Genomic DNA, 15839 nt, shown 5'->3' with positions numbered 1-15839 from the left:
TAATATAGTCATTCACAGGGGCGCATATCTGTCATGAGTGTCAACTTAAGCCTCCGTGAATGGAATTCGCAGTTGCTCATAGGGAAAACCCCAGACGCTCTCTACCAGACCAGAGGCAAACGCAGACTACTTTGGGGCAGCCTCTGGTAAAGTTTTTTAACCAGCGCAGGCGGGTAAAGCCCAATACGCTTGCGTTAAGGACAGGACTTACCCAAAATTAAGAAAGAACGAACCACAAAGGGCGCATAGACACTTTCGAGGAGCGTCTTTGAGAGTTGTGGCTTCCCGCAGGGTAGGACACGAATAAATAAGAGTTTCAGAGAGTTTTTGCGTAAGTCCTTAAAGGTTTTTGGCGCTAACTGAACTGTATTGGGGTAAAGCCTCGTGTAGACGAGCCAGTGCGTTGGGCGGGCAATGCCCGACTTGTAACCCTACAGGAATCTTGCTAGCAAGAGCGTCTCTCAATGTGAGAAGTAACTGGCGTGAGGTTTCTAACCACCCTTTTCGCGTTAAGTTGATACCAATGCACAGCTGTGCGCCCCTATGTGTGTTCCATTCGTAGACTTTGCCGCCAAAAATTATTGGCGTTTAGCTTGAAAAGAAATTTAATGAAGGAACTCAGCCATTCTTTCCACAGCAGTTTCTAACAAAGCTGGCTCATGCACCAAAGCAAAGCGGACATACCCTTCCCCGGATTTGCCAAAACCAGCACCTGGGGAAGCGGCTACACCAGTTTGTTTGACTAGCTGGGTACAAAATTCTATAGAGTTTTGACTCCAAGGTGAGGGCAATTTTGCCCAGATATACATTGTGGCTTTAGGAGTAGGTACATTCCAGCCAATGCGGTGTAATGCAGTGATGAAAGCATCACGGCGCTGCTGGAAAGTAGCAATCGCAGATTTTACCCCAACTTGAGGGCCAGTTAGGGCAGTGATCGCACCATTCAAAATCCCCCGATACTGATTAAAATCAACAGCGGCTTTTACTTGGCGTAAGGCGTTAATTAACTGGGCATTACCGATGGCGTAGCCAATGCGGAAGCCGCCCATATTGTAGGACTTGGAAAGGGTAAAAAATTCAATCGAGACGCTTTTTTCTGGATCAGCTTGCAGAATCGAGGGAACGAGGGATTTTGGATTGGCAAGATTCTTCTCCCAGTGCCCATTCGCCTCAAATACCAAATCTACGTAGGGGAAATCGTGAACCAAGGCAAGATTGTGTTGTTGACAAAAGGCGACAGCTTCTTGGAAGAATGATATTGGAGCGATCGCAGCGGTGGGATTATGAGGATAACTTAATACCATCATCCGCGACTGAGCCAACACTGAGGCAGGAATATCAGCAAATACTGGTAAAAAAGCGTTTTCTTCCCGTATTGGCATCGGGTAGATTTGACCACTGGCTAGGTAGACTCCCCCGGCATGAGAGGGGTAACCTGGATCGAGCAACAGGGCAAAATCTCCTGGATTGAGTAAAGCTAGGGGTAAATGGGCTGTGCCTTCTTGAGAACCAATCAGAGGTAGTACCTCAGTTTGGGGATCGACTTTGATACCAAATTTTTGTTCGTACCAGTTGGCTGCGGCTTGGCGAAACCCAAAAGTCCCGTTAAACAACAGATAGCCGTGGGTACTGCGATCGTGGAGAGATTGGGCGATCGCCTCGATGACGTGTGCCTCGGCTGGTAAATCAGAAGACCCCAAGGACAAATCAATTACTTGTTGTCCAGCTACCAAAGCGACTGCCTTGGCTCTGTCCATATCAGCAAATACATTAGATTGCAGGGGTTGTAAACGTTTTGCAAATTGCATATTAGTCAAGAGTCAAGAGTCAACAAGAGGACTCTTGGGACAAAAGGATAGGGGGACTTTGGGGTTACCCATAGATAAAATCTAGTTGCTCTGAACAAGGACCGGAGGCGGAGCGGCTCCGCCTCCGCGCCTTATACCTCGTTGCAAGCAATCTTAGGAAAAATTTTTCTTTTTCTGGATAAATGAATTCACTGTTCTTGAAAAGAAAGTAGACAAGGGGTTTTTTCTTTTTTCCCCAAGTCCCCAAATCTGCCCTTTCAAGAGTCCTATAAAGGTCAAGAGTCAAGAGTCAAGGGTGAAAAACTCTTGGTATTTTGACTGTGGACTTTAATATTCACTAATGACTAATTACTATTTAAGTGCGTATCTAAGAGGCTAAGTAATTTTTCTTTGCTAATGACTCCCTCAGTAGATTCTAATAGTTTGTCTCCTTGAAATAGTCTCAGGGCTGGCACGCCTTCCACTTGGTACTGCTTAACAGTAACTGGGTTGGGGTCAATTTCCATCTTAACGATTTTGAGGCGATCGCTATATTTGGTAGCAGCTGAGTTAATTACGGGCGGCATCAATTGACAAGGCCCACACCAGGAAGCCCAAAAGTAAACTAATACAGGCTGTTCAGCTTTTAACACTTCTGTTTCAAACTCAGCATCAGTTATGGTGGTGATTACAGCCTTACTCATTGCAGTCTCCATCAGGTGGCGATCAAAGTTGACACACACAATACTTTATCCCAAAGTAGCCAATAGTTATTAGGACTGTTAACTATTGACTACGAATTTTATATTTTAGATTTTTTGGTTCATAGCCTGCCCCAAACAACTCTTGGAGACGCTAACGCGAACGTCCCATAACCCTTTTGTGGGCGAAATAAACCCAAAATCGTTATACTGAGCCACTTGTACCGACTTGTACTGAGCTTATCCTGAGTGTAGCCGTTGGCGAAGCCTCTCGTAGAGAAGGGCGGCGTCGAAGTAGCGAAGTCGAGGTAAGCCGAAGTCCGAAATCCAAAATTGGTTGACTAATGACGCAAAATCCCACAGCCAACAGGCGTGGGATTGGCTCAAAATTTGTTTTCTGCCAATTTTACAGCTGATCCAATTGCTTGCGTAGGGAATCCAACTCGGCATCAACTACCTCATTAGACTTAGCAGCAGTGGTTTGTTGTTGCGGTGGCAGTTGGGGTTGACTTACTGGAGTAGCGGGTGGTAACATTTGCGCTTTCAAAGCTGCCAACTCATCATCAACATCGCTACTACCTTCCAACTGGGCAAATTGGGTTTCTAAATCTGCACCTGCTAACTCTCCTTGTGCCTGGGCCCGGGCTTCTTGCATCAAGACTTTTTCTTCCATCCGCTCGAAGGCAGACATTGCACTGCTGGTATTCATCCCACGCACCATGCCTTGGAGTTGCTCTTGGGCTTTGGCAGTAGTGATTCTAGCTCTGAGCATTTCTTTTTTGGTCTTAGCCTCAGAAATTTTGCTTTCCAGCTGGATTAAATTGCGCTTGAGGGTTTCAACTTGAGTGCTTTGGGTATCCAAACTAGCTTTGAGGGCGGCGCTGGTGTCAGTATAAGTCTTCTTGCGCTCTAGAGCTTGTCGGGCTAAATTTTCATCACCTTTTTGCACCGCCAGTTGGGCATTGCGTTGCCACTTATTGATTTCATTTTGGGCATCATTGTACTGTTTCTCGCTACGTTTTTGGGCGGCGATCGTCTGGGCTACTCCCTGACGCAGCTGAACCAAGTCTTCCTGCATTTCCAGGATGGCTTGTTCTAGCATTTTTTCCGGGTCTTCGGCTTTGTTAACCAGGTCGTTGAGGTTAGAACTAACTACTCGCTTAATCCGATCAAATAATCCCATAACTTTGTTTTTCCTTGTGTGGTTTACGCTTTTAGTTGGACAGTTAGCTTTTTTACTTTTTAATAGCCACCTATTTCAATGTAATCTTTCCGGTTTGGATCGGTACCTCCCAACAACTCTTAATTGTTAACTCAGAACTTGCACCAGTCCCCACAACAGCTTTGGAATGAATTCTAAGGCTTATAGCTAAATTCTTCTAAAGAAGACTGAGTGAGGGTTGTAGTCCACGCTTAGTAGACTTGCACTATTAGCTAGAGATTATTTATTCTCTGGCGGGATATGGGCAGGCGCAAGATAGAAGTTAAAATATTTCCTGCGGCAACTACCCAAACTTCAAGAGTCCTGAGTTTTGGGTAACTCCTGTTGGGGAGGCTGCCCTATCTTCTGATTCTCATGGGTAAGGAGACTGTTATGCTGTGTGTTTTCTGCCTGGTTTAAAACCTGTACCTTCATCGCTGCCAATTCGGCATCCACATGATTAGTAGATTCCAAGGAAGCAAATTGTGTTTCCAAGTCGTGGCTACCGAGTTGAGCTATTGCTTCTGATTTAGCTTCTATCTGCAAAACTTTTTCTTCCATGCGCTCAAAGGCATTCAGACTGCTGGTGGCAGAAACTGTGCCAAGCATTTCCTGGAGGCGATAAGACGCCTCAGCAGAACGGGCGCGAGCAATATACATATCTTTTTTAGTTTTCGCCTCGGCAATTTTTAACTCTAGCGATCGCATATCCTTTTTTAGCCTAGCTACTATATCGTTTTGCTGCTCTATCTGGGAAAAGAGGGCTGTAGTGGTTTCTTTATAAGCTTGGCGCTTAGTCAAAGCTTCGCGTGCTAGAGGTTCGTTGCCTTGTTGCAGGGCCAATTGGGCGCGGCGATACCATTCTTCTGTTTGAGAGTTGGCAGCGGCTGCCTGTCGTTCGGTGCGTTTCTGGGTAGCGATCGCTTGTGCTACACCCTGCCGCAACCGCACCAGATTTTCCTGCATCTCTAGGACAGTTTGCTCCAGAATCTTTTCTGGATCTTCTGCACTGCCGATCAAACTATTGAGATTAGCGCGAATCACCCGCAGGATACGCTTGATTAATTCCATGTCGGCTCTCCATTCACGAAATTCAGTGCTGAGTAATGAGCTTTGATAATTACTGATCACCGCATATTATGTGGATGCCACAGCACAAAGTTACTTTGTGCTGAGTATTAAGACTCCTGACTTAACCAAGAGGATGCCAAAAGTGGTAGATACGGCAACGCGGATAATTAAAATGTCCTCGTGTCCCCGTATCCTGTTTACGCAAGACTCAGCACTTATGACTCAGGACTGTTATCTCATGGTATCGTAGATTTTTGCAACTTATGGCTGCTGAACCCGTGGCTTAATTCCCTTTGCCTGTAACAATTGCATCTGTTTTTGTACTTGCTCTTTAGTCTTAAAAGCACCGACATAAATCAATTCTTTGTTGGCTGATAAATAAGCATCGGGAACTACTTGCCGGGCTGAGGCAAAAGCCGCGCCTTTATTATCTATGATTACATGATAGAACCCATCTGTTCCTGGTTTGATTTCTGCATTCGGCTTTGGTGAGGTTGCGATTGGCTTGGGTGAGGTTTTTGTCGGTGAAGTGGGAGGTAAATTCTGGGGAGGCAAGGGCTCTAGCGTCGGTACTGGTGCTAAGGCGATTGGATTTGTCGGTTTTAGGGCTGTGTTGGGGTTAGGCAATACCGCTTGAGGATTTGCAGGGTTTTGGGGAACGACTGGATTAGGTACTACTGCGAGGGTTGGTTGGATTTTGGGTTTTAAGCCAACTACATCATTAGGGTCTTTCACCTCAGGAAACTCTTGGGCAGCTAGATTGGGATACTTGGGTATAGATGTGCTTGGTGGCTGGATCTGAGGTTGGACATTACTCCCAACTTCCTCAGTATTTTCTGGTGCGGGAGACGAGTTGCCGTTAAACAACTTGCCTAAATTCCACTGTGACAAACTTTTGGGATTGAATAATACATAACTCAAGGTAAGACTCGCTACCAATAGTAGCAACATCGAGCCGATACCCAAAGGTGATAGCAGACTATCGCTATAATTGCTTGGTTTCTTGGTTTCTGGTTGTTCTTCTGTCAGACTTCGCAGCAGTGCTTCACTAGATTCCAAATAGTCATCTGGGTGCTTAGGGGTGTCTGGCTGCAAAAGATTTTTGCTCTTGGTATCTTTAACAACTGCTGGCACGATGCTGCTACCAAAGTTGGGCGGCGGTGGTGGAAGTTGAGTTTGTGTTTTAGCAGAATCGGAGGTGGAGGAAACATTAAGATTATTTAGTTCCTCAGTCTTTGCCGTAGCTGGCACTGGGTTCTTTTGAGGATTCACAGCTAGAGAAGATGCGGGGGGTTCGTCAATTGCCGTAGCTGGCGTTGAGGTTCCCTGAGGATTCACGGGTACAGATGGAGGTGGCACGTTGGTTTTAATTTGTGTTGCTGATGAGTCAGTTGTGCCCGATGTTGTCGGAATGGGAGTCAACGGGTGAAGTTGGCTGCTCATGTAACTTACAACACGGGGCTGATTTGATGACACCAAACCAGTTCGTGTGCGTCGATATCGAGCTAACTCTTGATCTAGCGGCACCTCTAAACTCGCTAGTGCTGCTGCTAGTGCTGGTTTCAACCCAGGTGTTTTAGACGATTGAGTACTAGAATCGTTTTGGGGGTTTTGAGTCATTGCCTCTGTGCCTCAAACGGAGATTGCTGAAATTAATTTGAGATATATTTGTGACAATAGTAGCGAAAATTATTTAAATAGATAGACTGAGGATTGGGCATTGTGGACTAGAAAAGAGAGATTTTCAGACCTTGTTGTAAACGATAGTTTATGGGAGTCTATCTTGGAAATAGGGTATGGGGCCTCACTCAGCACTTTTAATGATGTCGTTGAAATCAATTAATAATATTTTAGGCATTCTGGAAAAACAGGCTAAATGGCAGGAGCAACCATTTCAACGCCTGCTCAAGTGTTGGGCAGAAGTTGTTGGGCCAGTGGTTGCCGCACATACTCGACCATTGTCGATTCAGCGCGATGTTTTGTGGGTGGCAACTTCTAGTGCTGCTTGGGCGCAAAACCTGACTTTTGGTCGCACGTCTCTGCTTTTAAAGTTGAATAAAAAGCTGCCAACGCCTTTGGTTGATATTCGCTTCTCTACTGCTGGCTGGCAGAATCCATCTGTGGAGAGAAAACAGCAACAAACGGTTTCGCCCCATGAGCATCCCAGTTACCTTGGTGATGACATTAGCTGCCCTGATGTTACACCCACCAAGGATGTAAATACTGCTTTTGGGCATTGGGGTAAGATCATGCGATCGCGATCGCATGGCTTACCCCTTTGTCCCCAGTGTGAATCTCCCACCCCACCCGGTGAACTCCAGCGCTGGGCAGTCTGTTCTGTCTGTGCTGCTAAACAGTTTTGAAGGGAGTCAATCCTGACCTAAATTAAAAGCAAAATAGTTTAGCGATTATTCCTTAAGCAGAATTTATCCTGAAGTAATTTGCTGTTGCCACATGGAAAAGTTCTGATTACTCATCAAAAATATATTTAACTGCTAAAGTATGCCGAATGTGATATACAAAACGGACTATTTATCTAAAATTCTATCCGTGAAGCCATCCTTAAGGAGGAAGTTAAAAGGCTGGGTAAATCAAAACTTTTGGTTTTAGTCTTGATCCCTAATAACTTTTCGCGAAAATCCATAGCTAACCACTCTTGTAATTATTTAAATATATAACAAGAATCTAAAAACATCATGAAGTTTATTTTTTCATTGGGATCGCTGAAACCTAGATAAAATAAGGGCTTTTTGGCTCTTACCCGTATTTATATATAGAAGCAAAATGGAAGAATGAAATTCAGCCAGAAACGGCACTAAAGATCAATCCAAATGAAACCCATTAAATTTTTAGCATCTGCCTGTAAATATTGCCGTCATTACCAGCCAGAAGGTCGCCGTGGCGGAACTTGCCAGCAGTTGGGAGCACCAGTTCAAGCTAGTTGGAAGGCTTGTCCTTTGGCGATCGCACCTTTTGCACCTTCTTGGGAAACCTTGGAAGATGCTTGGGGTTTGCCAGATGCAGCCCCAGTTTTAACATCTTCTCAATCCCTAGCCTCAGATTTAGACAATGCTGCTCTTGCGCCTGTAGAGGAAACAGCTGCCTCTATATCTGAACAGGTAAAGACTAAAGCAGTGGTTATTTAGTCATCTATTATTACTGAATTGAGTTTGTAGTTTTCTATAAGATTTGTTTTTAAGATTTTTAGTGCTGTAAAAGTTGACATATACAAAAATCGCACCTCACTAAAGGGTGCGATTTTTGCAATTTTAAGGTAACCAAGGAAAAGAGCGGAAATCTGGTGGACGCTTTTCAAGAAAGGCTTGTTTGCCCTCAGACCCCTCTTCTGTCATGTAATAGAGTAGGGTGGCATTGCCAGCGAGTTCTTGTAAACCAGCTTGTCCGTCACAATCAGCATTGAACGCGGCTTTGAGACACCGAATTGCGATCGGACTTTTTTCTAAAATCTCCTGCGCCCATTGAATACCTTCCGCTTCTAGTTGTTCCACTGGGACGACGCAATTAATTAAGCCCATTTCTAGAGCTTGTTGGGCATCATATTGGCGGCAGAGAAACCAAATTTCTCGGGCCTTTTTTTGCCCCACGATGCGGGCGAGATAGCTGGCTCCAAAACCACCGTCGAAACTGCCGACTTTGGGGCCAGTCTGTCCAAAAATGGCGTTATCGGCAGCGATGGTAAGGTCGCAAATCAAGTGTAGGACATGTCCACCACCGATCGCATATCCCGCTACTAAAGCAATCACCACTTTTGGCATGGAACGAATCAGGCGTTGTAAGTCCAGCACATTCAAGCGGGGGATGCCAGTTTCGTCCACATAACCCGCATGTCCACGCACACTTTGATCGCCACCAGAACAGAAAGCATATTTGCCATCAGTGTGTGGTCCATAACCTGTAAATAGGACAACACCTATGGTAGTATCTTCACGAGCATCACAGAAAGCGTCGTACAGTTCAAAGACAGTTTTAGGACGAAAGGCGTTGCGTTTGTGGGGGCGGTTGATGGTGATTTTAGCAATGCCATCGTTTTTTTGATACAGAATATCTTCGTAGGTTTTGGCAGTTTGCCAGTTAATTTGCATTGGTATGGAGTGCGCTGTTGCTTCAAGAATTTTATCGCGGTCTTAGGGACAAGCGATACCTACGGTGGGCTACGCCTACGCTAAAATTGGTGTCTCAGGCTTTTACAATCTGGTAATTGTCTGGGTGTTGAGGAATAAAAATGCGACGTGACACCATCTTCTACAAATTATTTAAGCAATTTCCTCTTTTACTGTTTGAATTAGTAGATGAACCACCCCCAGAAGCGGAAAACTACCAGTTTGAATCGGTTGAGGTGAAAGAAACGGCGTTTCGGATTGATGGAGTATTTTTACCTCCGGCTAATGCAGTTTCCAAAACCGTCTTTTTTGCAGAAGTGCAGTTTCAGAAAGACGAAGACCTATATCACCGCTTCTTTAGCGAATTGTTTTTGTTTCTCTACCGCCACTCTATTCGTTACGATGACTGGTTTAAGATAATAATTTTTGGCTTTCGTAGCCTGGAACCCTCTTCCTCTTCGATTCACCGCGCTTTGTTAGAAAGTGGTCAAGTCAAGCGGGTTTATCTGGATGAGTTGGGGGATTTGCGACAACAACCTTTGGGATTGGGTTTGATGTTGCTGACAAATGTTACTTCTGAAACGGAAGCAGTGGAAGGGGCGCGGTTTTTGCTGGAGCAAGCACGGCAACAATCGGAGCAAGCGATAATTGATTTAATAACGACGATTATCGTCTACAAGTTTTCTAACCTAAGTCGAGAGGAGATTGCAGCAATGTTGGGACTGAATTTGGAAGATCCACGGGCTATTCGGGAAGCGAAGGAAGAAGGAGAAAGAAAAATCGTTTTACGACAATTAAATCGGCGCGTAGGTAATATTCCTGATCCGCTTCTGTCCCAGATTCAAGGGTTATCGGTGGAACAGTTGGAAGCTTTAGGTGATGCATTATTGGATTTCTCTACTCTTGCTGATTTGGAAGGGTGGTTACAAGGTGAAATAAGCGGGTAAATTTCACGTAAAGGTCCAAAGAAAAAGGGCGATCGCACTCCGTAAAATAATTATGGCTACAAATAAAGTTTCCCGAACTAAACAAGCAGCTGCAGACACGCGGGTATATCAGAAGCGGTAGAAGAAAAAGTGCGATCGCTCGTCCTCCGACTATTTGGCGAAATTGCTGAGGAACGTGGAAACGTTAGCTTTGGCGCTGTTGGAATTGAGATTGCGATCGCTGACTCAAGTATTGACATTTGTATATACAAATGTTACTATAATTTATCGCAGAGGCTGTATCGGGCTTTGACTGGGATGATGGAAATATTGAAAAATGCCAAAAGCACGGAGTCTCATTAGAGGAAATTGAGGCTTTGTTCCTTGATAAAAGTCTTAGGATTTCACCTGATATAAAGCATTCTGAAAGTAAGGATAGATTTATTGCAACAGGTGTATCAATCAAAGGTAGATATATTTTCGTAGGATTTACATTCCGGGAAAAGGAAGGAAAAAGGTTAATTAGACCGATCAGCACTCGTTATATGAGAGACAAAGAGGCAAAAAAATATGAAGAAAATATTTCATAGAATCAAAACTGATGAAGAATTAGAAAGCTTACTAGATGGAGATTTGTCAGATTATCTTCATGAAGACAACTTTAAACCCGTTACTTTTGAATTTCAGCCTAAAGACAAAACTGTAAATCTAAGAGTGTCAGAGGAAATGCTAAAAACGGTTAAAACTGTATCTAAAAAAGAAGGTATTTCCTACCAAAAGTATATCCGAAGAGCAATAGAAAGGTCTTTGGGTGAATAAAAAATATCAAAGAGGTTGCTAAAGTATCTGTACTGTTGTTAACTTTTTGCCCGCGATCGCACAATATTAGCTAGCAATCAGAATTAAATTTTGTAGAGTGGGCACAGCTTTGAATACTTTTGCACCTATTATACATTTTTTTCGCAATGCCCACTATCCTAGCTGCGATCACGGACTTAGAAGGGTGGTTGCAAGGTCGATTAGAAAGTTAAGAGTGATCGCACTCCCTAAAATAATTATGGCTACAAATAAAGTTTCCCAAAGTGAAGAAGCATTTGCAGACACGTGGGTATATTAGAAGCGGTGGAAGAAGAAGCGCGATCGCTCTTTTTCCGACTGTTAAAACGACTATTTGGTGAAATTACTGAGGAACGTGGAAGCGTTAGCTTTGGCGTTGTTGGAATTGAGATTGCGATCGCGAATTTGGAAGAGTAGTTACAAGGTCAACCAAGAGGGTCAATCTTACGCATAAAAGGACAGCGAGAGCTAAAATTAGTATCTTGCATTTTTGCCAAAATAACATTTAATTTTGCCATTTTTTATGGTATTTATTTATGATAGTTAGCAGAAAAGATTAAATATGAATCTTGAAAAATACCATTTGAATATTAAAAAGACAGGTTTTGATTTAGAATTCCGTATTTCGGAAATACTTCGGAAATCTGGATGGTCTACAATAAATAATAAATATTATATTGATGATGTGAAAGAAGAGGTAAGAGAAATTGATATAATAGCTTATAAGGCTATGATTACGAAGGATATTAGAATTTTTACCACACTTGTTATTAGCTGTAAGAAAAGTGAAAAAAATCTTTGGGCTTTACTTTCCAAGAAGCTTGACGAAAAAGATCCAAATTTGCAATTAAAACCTGTTCATATTTGGTCTAATAATAAAGTTTTAGAATTTATTACCTCTATGAGTGAATTTAAAAATGATTATTATGAAAATATAATTAACCAAAAAGTTGGTAGAGCTTTATGTACACCTAAATTTCAAATTTTTGCATATCAAGAAATGGATATTGATAGTGGAAATCCAAAAAATGATACGGCGATATTTACCTCTGTTAGTTCATTAATGAAAGCGCAGTCCTATGAAATTAATTCTCTGCCAAAACGAAGAAAAGGAGAAAGGTTAAATTATATTTATCAGTTTAATCTTATTTCGATAATAGATTCAAAATTAATAAGAATACTCTTTGAAGAAAAAATATTAATACAATTGATATAGATGAAGATAATTATATTGCTAGATATATTATAAATAAACAACAAACTGTTGCTCGCGTTCATTTTATTAAAGCTAAAGTTTTTGGCAATATATTGGAAGAATATAATCTTTATCATCTAGCTAATTGCAATTTTTTCCAGCAAAAATATGATGAGTTTTATATCGATGCTACAAGTAATGAAGATAAGCTAAAACTATTATTTGATGAGTTTTACGATTTAATAAAGACTAGTTTGTATTTTGAATTACTTCAACATGGATACAAAAAGACACTTGATGATTTTGTAAAAGATGTAAAAGCAGATATTAATTGGAACGAAGTTAGTAAATCTCTTATAATATCGTTAGACATTCCAGAAAAGTTTATTGACTTTTTAAACATAAATAAAAAATTAGGCTCAATAGTCGCCAAAAATTTGAATAAAGTTTACCGCTACAACGGTAAATTTGAGTTTGTAGATGTATATATACCTTTTTAAAAGATTGTGCCTTTTATAGGCTATATTTAAGGTTTTCATAAGTTAAGTCAAAAACTTATAATACTGAAAATCAGCATCAGTAATTGAAAGACTTTTGATAAGTGAATTTTCAATTTGATTGATACCACAAACATGTCTTTATTTTAATCTAATCAGTAATCAGTATTGAGCAATACCTAACTTAATACTTAAATCACAATAACTGCGGCAAACCTACGCAAATTTTCCTGTCGCCACTTTGCATCAGCTTTGCGATTTGTCTGCAACTCTAAAACCCGAATACCTTTAGCTGGTAGTGGATTTAATCTTTGCTGCAACTGCTGCCAAGAAATAATCAATTCATGCTGCACATTATAGGTAGCACACAACTGAACAAAATCAATATCCTGGGGAGTGCCAAAAAACTCTTCAAATGGTGGGTCAAACTTGGCAATGGGTAACATTTCAAAAATTCCACCGCCATTGTTGTTAATTAACACAATTGTCAGATGTCCGACAAACTTATTGCGGATTAAAAAACCATTGGTGTCATGCAACAGTGCTAAATCTCCCGTTAACATCACACTACTTTGCTGGCAATGGGCAATTCCTAAAGCGGTGGATAATGTGCCATCGATGCCATTTGCACCCCGGTTAAAGTGCGATCGCACTCCTAAATTATTCGGTTTCCAGAAATATTCCACATCCCGCACAGGCATACTATTGGCAATAAACAGAGGCGTTCCTGGCGGTAAAATCTGAGAAATTAACCAAGCTGCTTTACTCTCAATTATTTCATCTATTTTCCCCATCGTCTGGTCAACAACTAACCTGACTTTAGCTTCTGTATCACACCATTGCTGCAAATAGTCTGAGGATAAAGATAAATTTCTCTCCTCTGCCTTTATGTCTTCTACAGATATCCGTAAATGCGTCGTCCTCCCGTGCAAAGGGTCGAGGTTTTGGTCACTGGGGTCAATTACCCAGCGTCGCGGTTGGGTTGCATCTATCCAGGTACGCAGTTCTTTACTTGTAGGCATTTCTCCCACCTGAATCACCATTTTGGGCGCTAGCTGCTTTGCTAGTTCCTGATTTCGCAAAATCAGGTCATAAGTAGAAATCAAATAAGGGTTAAGTTCGGCATAATTTCTCACTGGGGAAAGTCCCTCTGCCAGCACAGGCCATTTGAGAGTTTGGGAAAGGTGCCCAATCGCTTTTGTATATTCCTCTGGTTGCTGTGGTTGGGCAACACCTGCGATAATAATGCCGCGATCGCATTCCTTCCATTCTTTGGGAATCGAGAATCGAGAATCGGGAATTTCAAATGGGGTGGTGTTTACTATTCCTGCGAAGAAGTCTTCTGGTTGAAACTGTGATTGCAAATAACTCAAGTCAGTTCCATCAGGAACAGGCGCTAAGGGATCGCGAAAGGGAATATTCAAATGTACTGGCCCCTTCGTAGGAGTTTGCGCTCTTTCCCAGCTATAAATTACCATTTGTCGCAGGTAAGCTAGCATTCCCATATCAGCCGAGGGTAAGGCTAACTCTGTTTGCCAATTTGGGTAGTTTCCATATAATCTCAATTGATCTACAGTTTGCCCAGAGTGACAATCTCGCAATTCTGGCGGTCTATCGGTGGTCAATACTAACAGTGGTACGCGACTATATGAGGCTTCAATTACTGCTGAATAAAAATTTGCTCCTGCTGTACCAGAGGTGCAAACTAGTACCACAGGGCGTCCGGTTGCTTGAGCTTGTCCCAAAGCAAAAAAGGCGGCGGAACGTTCATCGAGAATGGAAATCGCTTCAATCTCAGGTACTTGTTGAGCAAAGGCTACTGCTAAGGGTGTAGAGCGTGATCCAGGACAAATGATCGCACAAGTCAATCCCAACCGCTTTAGCGTCTCTGTTAAGATATAAGCCCAAAGTTGATTAACATTTCTATAAGCGATCGCCATTGAATCAAACATAGTTATAAAACAATCTGAAATTTTAGATTTTGTCTAAGGAAATTCAATTTAAAATCCATCTGGGAAAGTTGAGCAAACAGAAGACCGGAGGAGGGAAGCTGAACCTCGGAACTTCCAAAGCAGCTTGACCTAAAGGTTGGTTACAAGCCTGACAATTCAGGTTATCTGGAAAAGCCAACGCCAAACCTAACCCCCCAGCCCCAAACCCTTGTAGGGTTAGGAGAGAATTCAAAGCCTCTCTCTTAATAGGGGAGAGGAATGGAAGTGAGGTTTTCCAACACTGCTACGCGAGTTTGTGAGAAAGAAAATCTCCAAGCAAACTTGCTCCACTTTCTACAAAATGCACAATTTGCTCTCAAACTTTTATGGACTGCATTGATTTAACAGGAATTCGCTGCTATGGCTACACTGGGTATCTGCCAGAAGAAAAGGTGCTAGGACAATGGTTTGAGGTGGATGTAAAGTTATGGTTGGATATCTCCACAGCAGCCAAGACTGACGCGATCGAAGACACTTTAGATTATCGCAGCGTCATTAGCTCGATACAACATCTGGTCAAAACGTCTAAATTTGCTTTGATAGAGAAATTGGTAACAACGATCGCAGATTCTATTCTCCAAGAATGCGATCGTGTAACACAAGTTCAAGTTACTCTAAGTAAACCTGCTGCACCTATTCCAGACTTTAGTGGCAAAATTAGCATTGAACTGACTAAAAGTAAGTCTAATCTCTAAAGTACAAAACGTGTTTTTTTCAATATCTATAAGCTAGCAAAGAAAGGGGGTTTAAGTCAGTCGGCACGATAAAATCTATGTATATTTAGTTTTGTAAAAACTGTGGAATGACGAATTTTTTAGCTATTCGCTGATTTTACATTTCCTTACATAGCTTGATTTTTTAACGCCAACTTATTTACGTGGATCAAAGAAGTATCTCATGAAGAGAATCTTTCCTACGATTACCCCCAGCACCCGCTCATTATCAAAAAACTAAAAAATCCTGTGATCTGCTGATGAGCATTTAACTTGCATATTTTAAGGTCACAGGATTTGTGATTAAGTATTAACTAGAAGCGATGAATATTTCTAAGTAACACCATTTCACTCACTATTCAAAATTTAAGATAGTTTCAAACTGTAATTTAGACCCCGGCTGAGACAAAAACTATTTGTAGACAAAGTACTATTAAACTCTTTAAGTGCAGATAATTATTAATTTTAGTAGTAATTTACTGAAGTAATATTATATACATAAAATACATTATATTATTTATCTTAACTTACATTAAATTAATACATTAGAATTTTATAAAGTTTTATTATTGATTAATTTTTACATAAAGATTAAGTAGAGTATTTATACTTTGCTAAAGAAAAACTATTGCATATTTTTGAAAATCACTTTATGATTAATTATAATTATACAAAAATTTATACGTGATGTTAATAGCATGATTTGCTATCTAAACTAATCATAATTAGCTTTGACAAGCACAAAAATTATAGTAGGTTAATAAGATGTTATTTGCTTATTAGTCAGCAATTCTATGAA

At 41.5% G+C, this 15839-nt stretch carries 18 protein-coding genes; 10 read left to right on the top strand and 8 right to left on the bottom strand.

The window, feature by feature from the left end; all coding sequences use genetic code 11:
• Positions 1-605 precede the first annotated feature (605 nt).
• From V7K21_RS04000 to V7K21_RS03980, 5 genes are all read right to left on the bottom strand, one after another.
• Positions 606-1808: an LL-diaminopimelate aminotransferase gene (locus V7K21_RS04000; protein ID WP_335171732.1), complete on the bottom strand. Its 1203-nt coding sequence runs from the start codon at positions 1806-1808 to the stop codon at positions 606-608.
• 344 nt (positions 1809-2152) lie between these two features.
• A complete protein-coding gene (locus V7K21_RS03995) occupies positions 2153-2491 on the bottom strand; it encodes a thioredoxin family protein (RefSeq protein ID WP_335113699.1) in 339 nt (112 codons plus the stop codon).
• A 403-nt stretch (positions 2492-2894) separates the two neighbouring features.
• Positions 2895-3671 carry a PspA/IM30 family protein gene (locus tag V7K21_RS03990; RefSeq protein WP_298905158.1) on the bottom strand — a complete coding sequence of 259 codons (777 nt, stop codon included), beginning with the start codon at positions 3669-3671 and terminating at the stop codon, positions 2895-2897.
• 333 nt (positions 3672-4004) lie between these two features.
• On the bottom strand, positions 4005-4760 hold the full coding sequence (locus tag V7K21_RS03985; RefSeq protein ID WP_335171730.1) for a PspA/IM30 family protein: 756 nt from the start codon (positions 4758-4760) through the stop codon (positions 4005-4007).
• A gap of 261 nt (positions 4761-5021) precedes the next feature.
• Positions 5022-6380 carry a hypothetical protein gene (locus V7K21_RS03980; protein ID WP_335171728.1) on the bottom strand — a complete coding sequence of 453 codons (1359 nt, stop codon included), beginning with the start codon at positions 6378-6380 and terminating at the stop codon, positions 5022-5024.
• Positions 6381-6583: 203 nt separating this feature from the next.
• Here V7K21_RS03980 and V7K21_RS03975 point away from each other — a divergent pair, with 203 nt between their 5' ends.
• Both V7K21_RS03975 and V7K21_RS03970 read left to right on the top strand, forming a co-directional pair.
• Entirely contained in the window at positions 6584-7123 is a 540-nt protein-coding gene (locus V7K21_RS03975; RefSeq protein WP_335171736.1) for a DUF721 domain-containing protein, read from the top strand.
• 468 nt (positions 7124-7591) lie between these two features.
• Positions 7592-7906 carry a hypothetical protein gene (locus V7K21_RS03970; RefSeq protein ID WP_335171726.1) on the top strand — a complete coding sequence of 105 codons (315 nt, stop codon included), beginning with the start codon at positions 7592-7594 and terminating at the stop codon, positions 7904-7906.
• Between the two features lie 123 nt (positions 7907-8029).
• On the opposite strand, the gene menB is transcribed toward V7K21_RS03970, so the two are convergent.
• Entirely contained in the window at positions 8030-8863 is an 834-nt protein-coding gene (menB, locus tag V7K21_RS03965; protein WP_292725411.1) for a 1,4-dihydroxy-2-naphthoyl-CoA synthase, read from the bottom strand.
• Positions 8864-9003: 140 nt separating this feature from the next.
• On the opposite strand from menB, the gene V7K21_RS03960 reads away from it, so the two are divergent.
• The 7 genes from V7K21_RS03960 (at position 9004) to V7K21_RS03930 (ending at position 12339) form a co-directional block, all read left to right on the top strand.
• Complete coding sequence (locus V7K21_RS03960; RefSeq protein ID WP_335171724.1) at positions 9004-9828, top strand: DUF2887 domain-containing protein; 825 nt, start codon at positions 9004-9006, stop codon at positions 9826-9828.
• A 129-nt stretch (positions 9829-9957) separates the two neighbouring features.
• Entirely contained in the window at positions 9958-10170 is a 213-nt protein-coding gene (locus tag V7K21_RS03955; RefSeq protein WP_335171722.1) for a hypothetical protein, read from the top strand.
• Complete coding sequence (locus V7K21_RS03950) at positions 10095-10397, top strand: BrnT family toxin (protein WP_335171734.1); 303 nt, start codon at positions 10095-10097, stop codon at positions 10395-10397. Before V7K21_RS03955 ends, V7K21_RS03950 begins: the two co-directional genes overlap by 76 nt.
• On the top strand, positions 10378-10626 hold the full coding sequence (locus V7K21_RS03945; protein WP_335171720.1) for a CopG family antitoxin: 249 nt from the start codon (positions 10378-10380) through the stop codon (positions 10624-10626). The genes V7K21_RS03950 and V7K21_RS03945 overlap by 20 nt, the downstream gene beginning before the upstream one ends.
• A gap of 285 nt (positions 10627-10911) precedes the next feature.
• A complete protein-coding gene (locus V7K21_RS03940; protein WP_335171718.1) occupies positions 10912-11061 on the top strand; it encodes a hypothetical protein in 150 nt (49 codons plus the stop codon).
• Between the two features lie 145 nt (positions 11062-11206).
• Positions 11207-11860, top strand: coding sequence for a hypothetical protein (locus V7K21_RS03935; protein WP_335171716.1), 654 nt, complete (start codon positions 11207-11209; stop codon positions 11858-11860).
• 92 nt (positions 11861-11952) lie between these two features.
• Positions 11953-12339, top strand: a complete 387-nt coding sequence (locus V7K21_RS03930; RefSeq protein ID WP_335171713.1) for a hypothetical protein — start codon at positions 11953-11955, stop codon at positions 12337-12339.
• 188 nt (positions 12340-12527) lie between these two features.
• Here V7K21_RS03930 and menD read toward each other — a convergent pair whose 3' ends face one another.
• A complete protein-coding gene (gene menD, locus V7K21_RS03925; protein ID WP_335171710.1) occupies positions 12528-14288 on the bottom strand; it encodes a 2-succinyl-5-enolpyruvyl-6-hydroxy-3-cyclohexene-1-carboxylic-acid synthase in 1761 nt (586 codons plus the stop codon).
• 43 nt (positions 14289-14331) lie between these two features.
• A complete protein-coding gene (locus tag V7K21_RS03920) occupies positions 14332-14520 on the bottom strand; it encodes a hypothetical protein (RefSeq protein ID WP_335171708.1) in 189 nt (62 codons plus the stop codon).
• A 133-nt stretch (positions 14521-14653) separates the two neighbouring features.
• Here V7K21_RS03920 and folB point away from each other — a divergent pair, with 133 nt between their 5' ends.
• A complete protein-coding gene (folB, locus tag V7K21_RS03915; RefSeq protein WP_335171706.1) occupies positions 14654-15022 on the top strand; it encodes a dihydroneopterin aldolase in 369 nt (122 codons plus the stop codon).
• Positions 15023-15839 lie beyond the last annotated feature (817 nt).

Origin of the sequence: Nostoc sp. (assembly GCF_036919595.1) — a bacterium.
Classification (GTDB): Bacteria; Cyanobacteriota; Cyanobacteriia; order Cyanobacteriales; family Nostocaceae; genus Nostoc.
Note: the sequence above shows the minus strand (reverse complement) of the source record. Positions and strands in the feature narration are given on the sequence as shown.

Bases quoted from the DNA above. Each gene is read 5' to 3' on its own strand.
- V7K21_RS03975 (WP_335171736.1), top strand. From the start codon at position 6,584: ATGTCGTTGAAATCAATTAATAATATTTTAGGCATTCTGGAAAAACAG.
- V7K21_RS03995 (WP_335113699.1), bottom strand. From the start codon at position 2,491: ATGAGTAAGGCTGTAATCACCACCATAACTGATGCTGAGTTTGAAACA.
- V7K21_RS03960 (WP_335171724.1), top strand. From the start codon at position 9,004: ATGCGACGTGACACCATCTTCTACAAATTATTTAAGCAATTTCCTCTT.
- V7K21_RS03990 (WP_298905158.1), bottom strand. From the start codon at position 3,671: ATGGGATTATTTGATCGGATTAAGCGAGTAGTTAGTTCTAACCTCAAC.
- V7K21_RS03970 (WP_335171726.1), top strand. From the start codon at position 7,592: ATGAAACCCATTAAATTTTTAGCATCTGCCTGTAAATATTGCCGTCAT.
- menB (WP_292725411.1), bottom strand. From the start codon at position 8,863: ATGCAAATTAACTGGCAAACTGCCAAAACCTACGAAGATATTCTGTAT.
- V7K21_RS03935 (WP_335171716.1), top strand. From the start codon at position 11,207: ATGAATCTTGAAAAATACCATTTGAATATTAAAAAGACAGGTTTTGAT.
- folB (WP_335171706.1), top strand. From the start codon at position 14,654: ATGGACTGCATTGATTTAACAGGAATTCGCTGCTATGGCTACACTGGG.
- V7K21_RS03980 (WP_335171728.1), bottom strand. From the start codon at position 6,380: ATGACTCAAAACCCCCAAAACGATTCTAGTACTCAATCGTCTAAAACA.
- menD (WP_335171710.1), bottom strand. From the start codon at position 14,288: ATGTTTGATTCAATGGCGATCGCTTATAGAAATGTTAATCAACTTTGG.
- V7K21_RS03985 (WP_335171730.1), bottom strand. From the start codon at position 4,760: ATGGAATTAATCAAGCGTATCCTGCGGGTGATTCGCGCTAATCTCAAT.
- V7K21_RS03945 (WP_335171720.1), top strand. From the start codon at position 10,378: ATGAAGAAAATATTTCATAGAATCAAAACTGATGAAGAATTAGAAAGC.
- V7K21_RS04000 (WP_335171732.1), bottom strand. From the start codon at position 1,808: ATGCAATTTGCAAAACGTTTACAACCCCTGCAATCTAATGTATTTGCT.